Consider the following 14,123-nt stretch of genomic DNA (forward strand, 5'->3'; position numbering starts at 1 on the left):
GAGGCCATGGTGATGACAGCCAAAGAGGCCGTGGAAGAGGTAAAGGCCTTCGTCGTTTATTCGACCATGGCGATCTTCATATTATGGTACTCTCGTTAGTCGCTAAAAAACCAAGCTATGGCTACGAAATTATCAAAGATATTCAAGAAGCCTCAAATGGCTTATATGTTCCTAGCCCGGGGGTTATTTACCCAACGCTAACACTGCTTGAAGAACAAGGCTTCTTGGAGTCTCAGATTGTTGAACGCAATCGCAAAAGTTTTACGATTACACCTGAAGGCTCTGCCCATCTAGCTCAAAATAAAGAAATTGAAGCGGTTATTGCTCGTAAGCTGGCAAAAGCACGTGATATGCAACAAGGCAGTAATTTAGCAGAAGACATTGAGGTGGCAGTCAGTCGCTTTAAAGCTTTATTACGTCACAAAATGGTTTTAAAACAACTAAATGAAGAGCAAACTCGCCAAATTGCCTCAATCATCAATGATGCAGTAAAACAGATTGAAGAAGTGAATACGTTATTAACCAATAGCGATGAAGATTAATGTAGCTGTCTGGCATTAAACCACCTCATTTCTTTTTTATCCGGCCAACCTTATGCTTTAACAGAGCGCAATGTTGGCTTTTTTATTTGAGCCACACTCGCAAATGCACTAGATCAGTGCGAAACAGTCATTTAATGCACCAATATAGTGCATTTCGACAAATGCAGCATGATGAAAATCCCTCGTCCTCACGTAACAATCAGTATTTGCTATAATTAAAAAGTTGGCACGCTTTTCGCTTATCTATTTAAAGAGCGCATGCTAACCACTTTTATATGACTAGCACGCCAGACAAACAACAGACACACCCTCAAAAATAGCTTGTGATTTGTTGATTAGACCCGACCCAGGAGAGCCGAGATGTCCGCTGAACATGTTTTATCGTTAATTAAAGAGCACAATGTTAGATTTATTGATCTGCGTTTTACCGACACTAAAGGTAAAGAGCAACACATCACTATCCCTGCTCATCAAGTTGACGAAGACTTCTTTGAAGAAGGCCAGATGTTTGATGGTTCATCTATTGGTGGCTGGAAAGGCATCAATGAGTCAGACATGGTATTAATGCCAGACCCATCAACTGCAATGTTAGACCCGTTCTTTGCCGATATCACGTTGATCATTCGCTGCGATATTTTAGAGCCGGGCACGATGCAAGGTTATGACAGAGACCCACGTTCAATTTCAAAACGTGCGGAAGATTTTCTGCGCTCAAGTGGAATTGCCGATATCGTTCTCTTTGGGCCAGAACCTGAATTTTTCGTTTTTGATGACATTCGTTTTGGCAACAACATGCATGGTAGTTACTACCATATCGATGATATCGAAGCGGCATGGAATACGGGAACCAAATACGAAGGTGGTAATAAAGGCCATCGCCCTGCAGTAAAAGGCGGTTATTTCCCAGTTCCACCGGTTGATTCATCACAAGACCTACGTTCAGCCATGTGTACCACAATGGAAGAGATGGGCTTAGTTGTTGAAGCTCACCATCATGAAGTGGCGACAGCTGGCCAAAACGAGGTTGCGACCCGCTTTAATACTATGACGAAAAAAGCGGATGAAACTCAAATTTATAAATATGTTGTTCACAATGTTGCACATGCCTACGGTAAAACAGCCACCTTTATGCCTAAACCTTTAGTGGGCGATAACGGCTCTGGTATGCACTGCCATATGTCTTTATCTAAAGGTGGCGTTAACCTGTTTGCAGGTGACAAATATGGCGGTTTATCCGAAATGGCGCTGTACTACATCGGTGGTATTATTAAACATGCACGTGCACTGAACGCATTTACTAACCCAACAACTAACTCATACAAACGCTTAGTTCCGGGCTTTGAAGCACCTGTAATGTTGGCATATTCTGCACGTAACCGCTCTGCTTCGATTCGTATTCCAGTCGTTGCGAGTACTAAAGCACGCCGTATTGAAGTTCGCTTCCCAGACCCAGCAGCTAACCCATATTTAGCGTTTGCGGCTCAGTTAATGGCAGGCCTTGATGGCATCATTAACAAGATCCACCCTGGTGATGCGATGGACAAAAATTTATATGATTTACCACCAGAAGAAGCCAAAGAAATTCCAACAGTTTCTGGCTCTTTAGACGAAGCATTAGCGGAATTAGATAAAGACCGTGAATTCTTAACCCGTGGTGGCGTATTCACTAATGATGCTATCGATGCATATATCGAATTAACCCGTGCCGACATCCAACGTGTTCGTATGGCGCCACACCCTCTCGAATTTGAAATGTACTACAGTGTGTAACACGCCGTTCCACTGTTAGTCTTTGTTGCCGTGAAGCACTTGCCCCATCTTTTGATGGGGCCTTTTATCTCTAACGTATTTACGCAACAAAAATCAAATATCGGTTGTTTGGTCTATCAGGTATAATGCACCAAAATAGTGCAGGAGCAACATTACATGAAAACCGAACATTTGCCAGCACCGGAACATATTCTCGACTCACTCATTAATAGCGTGCTAATTTTGGATTACGACTTGGTTATCCATTACGCCAACCATGCTGCACTCCAGATCTTAACCCAAAGCCAGCGCAAGCTATACGGTACGCCACTGCCACTATTATTCAGTTATTGTTCGCTCAATGATGAACTCATGCTCAATAGCTTAAAAGATGGCCATAGTTTTACCGAGAACGAAGTCACCTTAGTATTTAACAACCATTCCCACGTGATGTCGTTCAGTGCACAGCCTTTTTCAGAGCAATTTATTTTAGTTGAGCTTTCACAATTAGATAGCCAACGGCGTTTGAGCCAAGAACTCGCACAGAATGCCCAGCAATTGGCTGCCCGCGAACTGATCCGTGGACTTGCTCACGAAATCAAAAACCCTCTCGGAGGTTTGCGAGGCGCTGCGCAATTGCTATCTAAAGCGTTGCCTGACCCACAATTAAATGAATATACTCAAGTGATTATCGAACAGGCTGACCGCTTGCGAGCACTGGTTGATCGGCTACTTGGCCCTCAATATCCGGGGCCGAAAACACAGCAAAGTATTCATCATATTATGGAAAATGTAACGCGGTTGGTGTCATTAGAAAAGCCCGATAATGTGACACTAATTCGTGACTATGACCCAAGCCTGCCCGAATTAGAGTATTACCCAGACCAAATCGAGCAAGTGCTGCTAAATATCACCCGAAATGCATTGCAAGCTCTCGCCGAAACGGGAGGCTATATCACTTTGCGTACACGAACGGCTTTTCAAGTCACACTACAAGGTGAACGTTATCGATTAGCTGCACGTATTGATATTGAAGATAACGGTCCGGGTATTCCATTGGCAATTCAGGATACATTGTTTTATCCCATGGTGAGCGGACGGCCTGATGGCACAGGGCTTGGCCTATCGATTGCTCGCAGTTTAGTTGACCAACACGCAGGAAAAATCGAATTTACCAGTTGGCCAGGCCACACTGAGTTTTCCATTTATCTACCAATTAAGAAATAGGAGATAACCATGACGCAGGGAAAAATTTGGGTGGTTGATGATGATAGTTCCATCCGTTGGGTACTTGAGCGTGCATTAGATAATGCAAAATTCGCTTGCACCTGCTTTGACAGTGCGGATGCTGTACTCGCCGCATTAGAAAATTCACTCCCTGATGTGTTGTTATCTGATATCCGTATGCCAGGCACAAATGGTATTGAGCTTCTGAATACCATCAAGCAATCACACCCGCTTCTGCCGATTATTATTATGACAGCACACTCTGACCTTGATGCTGCCGTAAATGCCTACCAATCAGGGGCATTTGATTACTTACCAAAGCCTTTCGATATTGATGAAACCGTCGCATTAGTCGAACGTGCTCTGAATCATAGCCGTGAACAAAACCATACTAGCCGTGAAGCTAAGCAGCCTGCCCCTACAGTCTCTTCGACCATGATCGGGAAAGCACCAGCGATGCAAGAGGTTTATCGCATTATTGGCCGTTTATCACGCTCATCAATTAGTGTGCTTATTAATGGCGAATCAGGAACGGGAAAAGAGCTGGTTGCCCACGCGTTACATCAACACAGCCCTCGTGCCGACGCCCCTTTTATTGCATTAAATATGGCGGCTATTCCCAAAGACTTAATTGAATCTGAGCTATTTGGCCACGAAAAAGGCGCATTTACTGGGGCGACCCAAGTACGTCAGGGCCGATTTGAACAAGCTAACCATGGGTCATTGTTTTTAGATGAAATCGGCGATATGCCCCTTGATGTACAAACTCGCTTGTTACGTGTTCTGGCTGAAGGCCAATTCTATCGTATTGGGGGTTATACCCCAGTCAATGTGGATGTACGGATTATTGCAGCGACCCACCAAGATCTTGAAAAACGAGTTAAAGAAGGCTTATTTCGCGAAGACTTATTTCACCGGTTAAATGTCATTCGAGTACAATTACCACCGCTACGTGAACGCACTGAAGATATCCCACGTCTCGCCGATTATTTTCTACAAAATACGGCAAAAGAACTCGGTGTCGAAGCTAAAGTTCTCCACCCTGACAGCGAAAAAATTCTTCAGCGCTATTATTGGTCAGGTAACGTTCGCCAATTGGAGAATGTCTGCCGTTGGTTAACCGTGATGGCAGCAAGCCAAGAAATTTTACCGCAAGATTTGCCCGATGATTTACTTGAAGAGCACCCACAACAAAATGCAGTGGTAAAATCCTCGCAAGCTGATTCCATGCCAACACAATCATTGTCATCACAAAATCCTATTTCTGCAGCTCAGTGGTTTGAATTACTTGAAGAGTGGACTGATAACGCATTAATGGACGGTAAAGAAGACCTTTTTTCTCAAACCATCCCCTTACTTGAGCGTACCATGCTAAATTGCGCGTTAAAATACACCAATGGCCATAAGCAAGAAGCTGCCCGTTTATTAGGCTGGGGAAGAAATACGTTAACTCGCAAATTAAAAGAATTAGGAATTGAATAGCTTCAAATATTCACCATCATATTAAGATAATGTACGAAGTAATTTATTACTTCATACTTATCTTAACATTCAATAACTCCATACCCATTCACATCAAAAAAGATATTTAAACGTTAAATAAATCATCATTAATGATAATTGGTTTTAGATGATACTTTTACTACGATACATTTTAGACTGCTTTTTGTTTTAAAATGAAAAAATTAAAGCACTATAATAATATTAAATGCCATCAAAACACATCATGAGTTAAGTAACAATAAAAAACACCAGTTTAAAATTAATTTAATTATTTAATCTTTATTTAATTCCACTCTAAAATTTATCACCTTAGAAAAACAGCATTTCTTAAAATATCCAAAAATAATCTCCAACCTATAATGTGAATATCAAACTCAAGATATAAAAATGATATTAAAAAAGGGCATTAAACCTAAATTACTCTCATATTGTTTATTTTTAAAATAAAAGCCAAAATACTCACCAGTTGAGTAACTAAATATATTCACTAACTCAACCTCATCATATAAATATCCTCTTGGAGAGTAAAAAATGAAAAAGAATGTCTTTGCCTATTTAATTGCGGCATCGTCTATTTTTGCCATTAATAATGCATTAGCTGCTGATGGAACGATAGATTTTACAGGTGAAATTACCGATCAGGCTTGTCAGTTTGCAACCGGTTCTGATGCATTTACCGTAAACTTAGGGAAAATCTCTAAAACGGCATTACCTAGTACGGGTAGCACGGCAGCAGCGACTAAATTTACCATCAAATTAGAAAACTGCCCGCAAACCGTGACTAGCGCAACGGTTAAATTTGATGCCACCAGTTACGCAGGCGACAGCAGTGTACTCCAGTTAACCGACCCTACTGCTGCGACAACAGCACAAAACGTTGGTATTCAAATTCAGGACGTCACAGGAACAACCGTTCCGCTATTTACTGAATCTAGCGCGTATGCATTAAAAGAAAAGACAGTAAATAATTTAGATTTTACCGCTCGTTATATTGCAATGTCTGATAGCGTTGGCGTTGGTCAAGCAAACTCAACCGCAACCTTCACTATCAATTATAACTAATAGGCTTTTAGGGTTTAAATGGATTTAAACCTTATTCCTCTATTCAATGGTACTAATATGAAACGCTTAGTTTATTTTTTTATTTCTTCATTTTTATTGATTAATTTAGCCCATGCAGGCGTTATTATTGGCGGCACTCGTGTTATTTATCATGAGGGAAATAAGGATGTCAGTATTAGTGTCGAAAACCCTGATAAAATCCCTTATTTAATTCAATCATGGATTGATGGCATTGATGAAAATAAGCAATCCGCATTTACCATTACACCACCATTATTTAGATTAAACTCAGATAAAACCAATGCGCTAAGAATATTTTTAACAGAGAATACCTTACCGAAAGATAAAGAATCATTATTTTGGCTAAATATAAAAACAATCCCAGCAACGGAGCGAACAGAAAATTCATTGCAGATTGCCTTTAAAACGCAAATGAAATTAATTTATCGTCCTTCTGCAATTAAAAATGTTGATTTTGTTGAAGAACAAAAAAAATTAACTTGGTCAAAAACAGGCAATATGATTACAGTAAAAAACCCAACACCGTATTTTATGAATTTCCAAAGCATAACCTTTAACGGTAAAAAGGTGAATGACGTCTCTTATGCTGCACCGTTTTCTAACACTTCTTTTGAGATTAACGATACTGCGAATCATGGCACGGTGAAATGGGAAGTCATTAATGACTACGGCTCTGCATCTGAACTGGCTGAAGCGAAAATATAGCCCAAAATTGATTTAGGTTGTTAAAATGAGAATAAATAAAATATGCTTTAGCCTACTTATTTATTTAGGCTATACGGTACCTTTATACGCTGAAAATGCCATCGGCAATAATACAACAGAGGGAAATATCTATTTTGACCCTGATTTCTTAGAGTTGCCTAATAAAGATGCTGTCGATTTAAGCCAATTTGAAAATAACCAACAATTGGCTGGTAATTACTATGTTGATATTTATGTCAATACCAACTTAATCGGGGCAAAAAGTTTAAAGTTTGATAAAAATACTGAGAACAAACTGGTTCCTTGCTTAACTTTGGATGATTTAAAAAGCTTTGATATTAAAATTGCAGATTATCCTGAGCTACAAAATAGCCAAACAGGCTGCGTCAATTTAGCAATCATTCCTGACGCAACAAGCCAGTTTGAATTTGATTCACAACGGTTATACCTCAGTATTCCGCAAATCGCGCTGGCGAAAAACCCGAGAGGTTATGTTGACCTTGCAGATATCGATAACGGTATTACCGCCCTATTACTGAATTACAGCTATAGCGGTTCTAAAAATACCGATCGTAAAGGTGGAGAAGACACCACCTCAAACTACGTCAATTTACGCCCCGGCTTAAATATTGGGGCATGGCGTCTGCGCAACTATACCACGTGGTCCAACAGCACAGGGCAGCCCAATAAATGGGATACTATTTATACTTACGCCTCCCGTGGGATCAACCGCATAAAAAGCCAACTAACCTTGGGAGACAGCGTATCTCCGTCAGACGTATTTGACAGTGTACCGTTTCGTGGGGCTCAGCTCGCCACCGATGATGATATGTACCCTGAAAGTCTGCGTGGCTATGCGCCAGTCGTGCGCGGGATAGCTCGCAGCAACGCACAGGTTACCATTCGCCAAAACGGTTACACCATCTACCAAACCGATGTCGCAGCAGGCCCCTTTGAAATCACTGACCTCTATCCAACCGGCAGCAGCGGTGACTTACATGTGACGATAAAAGAGTCGAACGGCAGCGAACAGGTGCAAATTGTACCCTTTGCCTCACTCCCCGTGCTGCAACGTGAGGGTTATTTATCTTATAGCACCACCGCAGGTGAATACCGCTCATATGATAGCCATGTAGATAAAACCAAATTTGGTCAGTTCACTTTGGTATACGGTTTACCCTATGGCATCACTATGTTCGGAGGAAGTCAGTTCAGTGAAAAATACCAATCTTATTCGATAGGTGCTGGGCAAAACTTGGGGCGCTTCGGGGCGCTGTCTATTGATATTACCCAATCTCACGCCAAAATGCGTGATGACAGCAAAGAACGTGGTCAGTCTTACCGCTTTAGATATAACAAAAACCTCAATGATATCGGCACCAATATTGCTTTGGCAGGTTACCGCTATTCGACCCAAGGATATTACAGTTTATCCGAGGTGTTTGATACCTTCCGTGATACCACTTACACTCCTGAAATCGAACGCCGCCGTAATCGCGGTGAAATCACCCTCAGCCAAAACCTAGGGGATACTTACGGTTCTATTTCAATGGGTTATGTTAATGAAGATTATTGGAATAGTGACCGCAAAACACAGTCAGCAACCCTTGGCTATAACAATAGCTGGCAAGGGATCAGTTACGGGCTGAATTACACCTATAACAAGAATACCAGCAGCTATTCGCAGAGTGCTGGGGCAAAAAAATACAGTGATGAAGACCACTTATTTACCTTTTCGGTCAATATCCCGTTCAGTTTGTTTGAAGATACCGCCTACATTAACTTTGCCAGTAGCCACAGTAGCCGTGACTCTAGCTCAAGTAACATCGGTGTTTCTGCCTCCCATCTAAACAACCGGTTAAATTGGAGTATGCAACAAAGTTTAGCCGATCAGGGGCAAGGCAGCTCTGGTAATGCGAACTCTACCTATAAAGGTAAATATGGCGAAATTTCCGGGGGCGCAAGTTATAGCAAGGATAACTATAACCTGTACTACGGAACTAACGGCAGCCTTGTCGCCCACGCGGGCGGGTTAGTGTTAGGGCAACAACTGGGTGAGACTGCCGCGCTGGTAGAAGTGCCTGATGCAGGGAATGTTCCCATATTAAACCAAGCGGGTGTAGTAACCAATAAACAAGGTTACGCGTTAGTGCCGTACGTCACCGCTTACCGCAAAAATACCATCGATATTGATACCTCGGCGTTACCTGACAACACGGAAATGGAACTCACTAGCCAGTCAGTCTCCCCAAGCCGTGGGGCATTAGTTAAAGCTGGTTTTACTGCCAATGTCGGTTATCGCACCATTATGGTATTGAACTTTGCAGATGGGAAGCCCGTGCCATTTGGTGCGCAGGCCATATTTAAAGATAACAACCAATTAAATGGCATGGTCGGTAATGACGGTGAAATTTATTTATCCGGCTTAGCCGAAAGTGGCCGTTTTATTATTCAATATAACGATAAACAGCAATGCCAAGTAAATTATAACTTAACCGGTATTTCAGATTATATGGGGTTATATAAAACTACTGCGGTATGCCGATAAGAGGGAAATCGATAATGAAAAAATTAATAGTCAACTCTGTATTAGCGGTGGGATGTTTATATACCGGGTATGTAAGTGCAGCCTGCAATCAAAATCCTCAATTCAAGAATCGTATTACTACTCTACCTTCCGAGACGATTTACCTTCAGTATGATGATGATAGTACAAAAGAGATATATCATAAGGTCATGTCGATGGGAAGTGCGGCTAATGCAACGACATCTAATGGAGATCAATGCGGTTATAGCACGATATACGGGCAATATTCTAATGGCTGGAGTCAAGGCACCGATGGTTATGCAAACACGAATATTGCTAGGGTAAGTATACATATTTCAATACCCGCGGCAGGAATCAATTCAGCATTTAACTGGAAAAGAAGCCTTCCTTATAACAAAGCATACTTAGCTTGGGCCTCTCCAGGAGGAATCAGTTGGGCGGTACGTTTAAGAAAGGATGGCCGGGTAATTCAATCAGGCGACCTAAAGTCAGGCAACCTTGCAGAACTCTACCAAACGAACTCGCTACCTAGTTATAGCCGATGGTCATTTTCAACACTAAGAGTACCTGTGAATTTTAAAATTGTAGTTCTCAGTTGTACTTTAAAAAATACTGTTCCTACCATTAACTTAGGTGATTGGTATGATACTCAATTTCCTACTGTTGGCAGCACCAGTAGCGAAGTTGACATTCCAATTACCTTAAACTGCTTAGCGGGCACCAATATAAAAGCAACAGTAGTCGGTACCAGTGGTGTTATTAATGCATCTCAGGGGCACATAGGCTTATCGGGTACAGATAAAGCGACAGGGATCGCCATACAGCTTGTTGATGCAAATAAAAACCCCATTCCTTTAGGTAGCAAGCAAACAATAAAAAGTAACGTCGCAGCAGGCGAGCATATCTTTGGTTGGAAAGCGCGCTACATTAAAACTGCCGATAAAGTGACACCCGGATCCGCTAATGGCACCGTGACAATTAATGTGCTCTATGAATAGGAATAACCGTATGAAGAAAATATTATTCACTATTTTATCGATTAATTTACTTGCGATGTCATCTCATTCATTTGCAGCGTCAAATATTACCGTTAACTTTACAGGCAATATCAAAGCCGCTACCTGTAATATCTCTGGCGGCAACAATATTGATATTGACTTAAAACGTTTACCTATTGATATATTTAGTGGCGCGCAGACAGGGTCCGACTGGAGAAATTTTGATATTCATTTAAATAATTGTTCGTCATTTATCAATCAAATCAAACTGACATTTGCAGGCACTGCGGACACAGCTGATACGACTAGCTTATATAAAAACCTAGGTACTGCTCAAAATATAGCTGTGCAATTACAAAGCGGTGATGGTGCCACACCGTTAGGTAATCAAAAAATATTACAAGTGCCCTTAAATGGGCAATCTGATGTCGCTATTCCACTGCGTACGCGGGCTGTTAGCATGGCAGGTAATGTCGTGGCTGGCTCTATTTCAGCCAATATTACCGCCACCATCACCTATTTATAAACCGGAGCATATAATATGAAGAAAATAGTGCTGTTATTCTGTCTTGCTTCCAGCCCCGTATTGGCAACAGACCAGCAAATTAATATCAATGTACATGGTTATGTCGCAGTTATGCCCTGTGAATTAGAAACCATCAATCATGTCATTGACCTGAAAAAAGTGAATGTTTGGAATATTCGGGATACACAAACTTCACCGTGGGTTGATTTCTCAATTAAATTGAAAAATTGCCCTATGGGTACCAAGGAAGCCATTATGGAAATTAAAGGCACCCCAGATTCAACCACAACGGATTATTTTATCAACACCGGTAGTGCTAAAAATGTCGCATTAAACTTAGCTCACCATGCAAATAAAACCACGATAAAAAATGGTGAAAAAATTACGGTGCCCGTTAATGAACAAACCCGCAAAGTTGATATTCCGCTATCAGCGAGAATGGCAGGCTATGGCTCAGGTATGACAAGTGGTTCATTTAATAGCCACCTTGATTTTACATTTGTTTATCATTAACAAGGTCTGGCTATTATATTAACTAATATCCAAATAAAAACTGTATACGTGTGATTTAAATCAAGATAAAAACCATAGTACCTGATAGATGTATCTTGAAGGTACAAGGCATTCTTTTACTTATTAAGAATAAAAAATCAATGAGGTTGAATAATGAGCAATTATTACCCTGTCTCTGCGGTTATTGGTAATAAAATAAAGTCATTGCGTAAAAATAAAGGACTCTCTCTTATTACTCTCGCTAAGACTGTTGGAATTAGTGAGCAACAGCAACTACGTTATGAACGGGGAAATAACCGAATATCGGTAGATAGACTAAAACAATATTCCAACTATTTTGATATTAACATTAGTTACTTTTTTTCGTTTAGTGACGATGAAAAAACAAAAATTAAAAATGGTTATGAAATTAAAAAATCATTTTCTTTATAGTATTTTTACTTAATCATTATTGGATACTGTATGAAAAAAAACACCTCTAAAATTGTCGGAGCGCGGATCCGCACACTAAGAAAAGACCAAAACATGAGTATTCAGCAACTCAGCACATTACTTGGAATTAGTCAGCAGCATCAATCTCGCCATGAATTAGGCGAAATCCGAATTCATGTTGATACGTTATATTCTATTTCCGAAATACTCGACCTTGATATTCAAGAGTTAATTGTTGACTTTGCTACCCCACTACCAGTTAACATAATGAGTAATAAACAGAATAGAAAAAAAATATTGCAAGCAGAAAGCCTATTATCACCAGAACATAATTTCAATTTATACAAATAGCGTTAATACAAAACTAAATTTATTTATAGGAAATTTATAGTCATGACAACTATAGCTAAAGGTATCTATAAGTAAGAAATCTCTCACGTAGCCTTAACATAGCGAATTAAAATTAAGGCTACTTAATTGAATTTAATAAGAACATTTTGATAGTCATTTAATGTTTCCTTAAAACCAAAGTTACCCCTATTTTTATTCATTTACTGAATGGCAACACCATTTTCTCTATAAAAAACCAAATAAATAGCACATTTAGACCTGCTAAATCCGATAACTATACTATTATTTCATTTTTCGATAGTAAAAATACAACATCCACTGTATGTGGTCTAATAAGTCAAAACTTTATAACCCCAAATTATCACCATATGAGAGATAAATTAAACTTATATCCCTCCTTATAATTATTCTTAGTTTTATATCGTTATTTAACTTTAGTGAAAAAATCAAAAAAAATTATATTTAACTTAGCTCAATATAGTGTATTAATCCTTCTCTTATAATGTGTTAACTTAATTAAAAAAATTAAATACTTTAAAATTTAATTATATTTTACCAAATTTTACAAAACTTGTTTATTTTAAAAAATAGTTTCAAAATACTCCTCAATTGAGTAATTGTTGTTTTTATATACTCAATGAAAAATAAATAATTATCTTTTGGAGAAAAACAAATGAAAAAGAACTTACTTGCATCATTAATTGCTGCAACCTCAATCTTTGCTGTTAATAATGCATTAGCAGCAGATGGTACTATCGACTTTACCGGTGAAATCATAGACAAAGCATGCGAATTAGCAGCTGGCTCTGATGCACTAAAAGTAAACTTAGGACAAGTATCTAAAAAAGCATTACCCACAGCGGGAAGTACTGCGGCAGCCACTAAATTTACGATTAAATTAATTAATTGCCCTGCTACAGTAACAGCGGCTTCAGTAAAATTTGATGCTGATTCTTATCTTGGTGACGACCAAGTTATTAAATTAAAAGAAGAAGCTGGCGTAGCAACTGGCGTTGGCATTCAAATTACTGATGATACGAATAAAATTGTTCCATTATTTACTGCCTCTAAAACATACCCATTGAAAGAAAATGTAGAGAACAATTTAGATTTCAGAGCACGTTATATTGCTAAGTCTGGCACAGTGACTCCTGGTCCTGCGAATGCGACAGCAACTTTCACAATCAATTATAACTAAGTAATAAATAAGGTTTAAAAGGACTTAAGCCTTATCTAATAATAATCAATGGTGGTATTATGAAATCTATTATCTATATTTTCATTTCCTTACTTACACTAATAAATACTGCGAATGCTGGTGTTATTATTGGTGGAACCCGTGTTATTTATAACGAGGGAAACAAAGATGTCAGCATCAGTGTAGAAAATCCAGATAAAATCCCTTATTTGATTCAATCTTGGATTGATAATATAGATGAAAAAAAACAATCTGATTTTTCTATCACACCACCATTATTTAGGCTAAATACAGATAGAACTAATGCGCTTAGAATATTTTTAACAGAAAATAAATTACCTAATGATAGAGAGTCATTGTTCTGGTTAAATATAAAAACTATTCCAGCAACAGAAAGAACAGAAAACTCATTACAAATTGCCTTTAAAACGCAAATGAAATTAATTTATCGCCCTAAAGCATTAAAAGATGTTAATTTTATTGAAGAGCAAAAAAAATTAGTGTGGTCTAAATCTGGAAATAAAATTACGGTTAAAAACCCAACACCTTATTTTATGAATTTCCAGAGCATCAGCTTTAACGGAACAAAGGCTAATGATGTTTCTTATGCGGCACCTTTCTCAAATGCGACTTTCGAGGTTAATAACTCAAATACTAATGGAACAATAAAATGGGAAGTTATTAATGATTATGGTGCAGCACCAGAAGCACTCGAAAAGAAAATATAAAACTATAAAATAAGTTGGGC

The 14,123-nt window shown here is 39.2% G+C and carries 14 protein-coding genes; all 14 read left to right on the plus strand.

The genetic code is table 11. The features are described 5' to 3' along the window. On the plus strand, window positions 1-542 hold a 542-nt coding region (locus PR834_RS17755), incomplete at its 5' end, for a PadR family transcriptional regulator (RefSeq protein WP_272536836.1). Between the two features lie 360 nt (window positions 543-902). After that, window positions 903-2,312 (plus strand): glutamate--ammonia ligase, encoded by a 1,410-nt coding sequence (gene glnA, locus PR834_RS17760; RefSeq protein ID WP_004262716.1) that lies wholly within the window; start codon window positions 903-905, stop codon window positions 2,310-2,312. A 156-nt stretch (window positions 2,313-2,468) separates the two neighbouring features. Next, window positions 2,469-3,518, plus strand: coding sequence for a nitrogen regulation protein NR(II) (gene glnL, locus PR834_RS17765; protein ID WP_004262719.1), 1,050 nt, complete (start codon window positions 2,469-2,471; stop codon window positions 3,516-3,518). Between the two features lie 9 nt (window positions 3,519-3,527). Beyond that, window positions 3,528-5,000 carry a nitrogen regulation protein NR(I) gene (glnG, locus tag PR834_RS17770; RefSeq protein WP_272536837.1) on the plus strand — a complete coding sequence of 491 codons (1,473 nt, stop codon included), beginning with the start codon at window positions 3,528-3,530 and terminating at the stop codon, window positions 4,998-5,000. A 552-nt stretch (window positions 5,001-5,552) separates the two neighbouring features. After that, window positions 5,553-6,083 (plus strand): fimbrial protein, encoded by a 531-nt coding sequence (locus PR834_RS17775; RefSeq protein ID WP_110592678.1) that lies wholly within the window; start codon window positions 5,553-5,555, stop codon window positions 6,081-6,083. 57 nt (window positions 6,084-6,140) lie between these two features. Next, window positions 6,141-6,809 (plus strand): fimbrial biogenesis chaperone, encoded by a 669-nt coding sequence (locus tag PR834_RS17780; RefSeq protein ID WP_110592835.1) that lies wholly within the window; start codon window positions 6,141-6,143, stop codon window positions 6,807-6,809. A gap of 25 nt (window positions 6,810-6,834) precedes the next feature. After that, the gene (locus PR834_RS17785; protein WP_272536838.1) at window positions 6,835-9,357 is read left to right on the plus strand and encodes a fimbria/pilus outer membrane usher protein; all 2,523 of its coding nucleotides are present in this window, start codon (window positions 6,835-6,837) and stop codon (window positions 9,355-9,357) included. Between the two features lie 194 nt (window positions 9,358-9,551). Next, complete coding sequence (locus PR834_RS17790; RefSeq protein ID WP_239982621.1) at window positions 9,552-10,355, plus strand: fimbrial protein; 804 nt, start codon at window positions 9,552-9,554, stop codon at window positions 10,353-10,355. 10 nt (window positions 10,356-10,365) lie between these two features. Continuing rightward, window positions 10,366-10,881, plus strand: a complete 516-nt coding sequence (locus tag PR834_RS17795; protein ID WP_036958600.1) for a fimbrial protein — start codon at window positions 10,366-10,368, stop codon at window positions 10,879-10,881. A 15-nt stretch (window positions 10,882-10,896) separates the two neighbouring features. After that, complete coding sequence (locus PR834_RS17800; RefSeq protein WP_094960814.1) at window positions 10,897-11,394, plus strand: fimbrial protein; 498 nt, start codon at window positions 10,897-10,899, stop codon at window positions 11,392-11,394. A 153-nt stretch (window positions 11,395-11,547) separates the two neighbouring features. After that, window positions 11,548-11,826, plus strand: a complete 279-nt coding sequence (locus PR834_RS17805) for a helix-turn-helix domain-containing protein (RefSeq protein WP_110592680.1) — start codon at window positions 11,548-11,550, stop codon at window positions 11,824-11,826. Window positions 11,827-11,856: 30 nt separating this feature from the next. Further along, the gene (locus PR834_RS17810; protein ID WP_096863545.1) at window positions 11,857-12,177 is read left to right on the plus strand and encodes a helix-turn-helix domain-containing protein; all 321 of its coding nucleotides are present in this window, start codon (window positions 11,857-11,859) and stop codon (window positions 12,175-12,177) included. Between the two features lie 673 nt (window positions 12,178-12,850). Continuing rightward, on the plus strand, window positions 12,851-13,375 hold the full coding sequence (locus PR834_RS17815; RefSeq protein ID WP_196724745.1) for a fimbrial protein: 525 nt from the start codon (window positions 12,851-12,853) through the stop codon (window positions 13,373-13,375). A gap of 59 nt (window positions 13,376-13,434) precedes the next feature. Beyond that, window positions 13,435-14,103 (plus strand): fimbrial biogenesis chaperone, encoded by a 669-nt coding sequence (locus tag PR834_RS17820; protein WP_196732401.1) that lies wholly within the window; start codon window positions 13,435-13,437, stop codon window positions 14,101-14,103. Window positions 14,104-14,123 lie beyond the last annotated feature (20 nt).

This window comes from Providencia sp. PROV182, from assembly GCF_028480325.1.
In the GTDB taxonomy this organism is placed as follows: domain Bacteria; phylum Pseudomonadota; class Gammaproteobacteria; order Enterobacterales; family Enterobacteriaceae; genus Providencia; species Providencia hangzhouensis.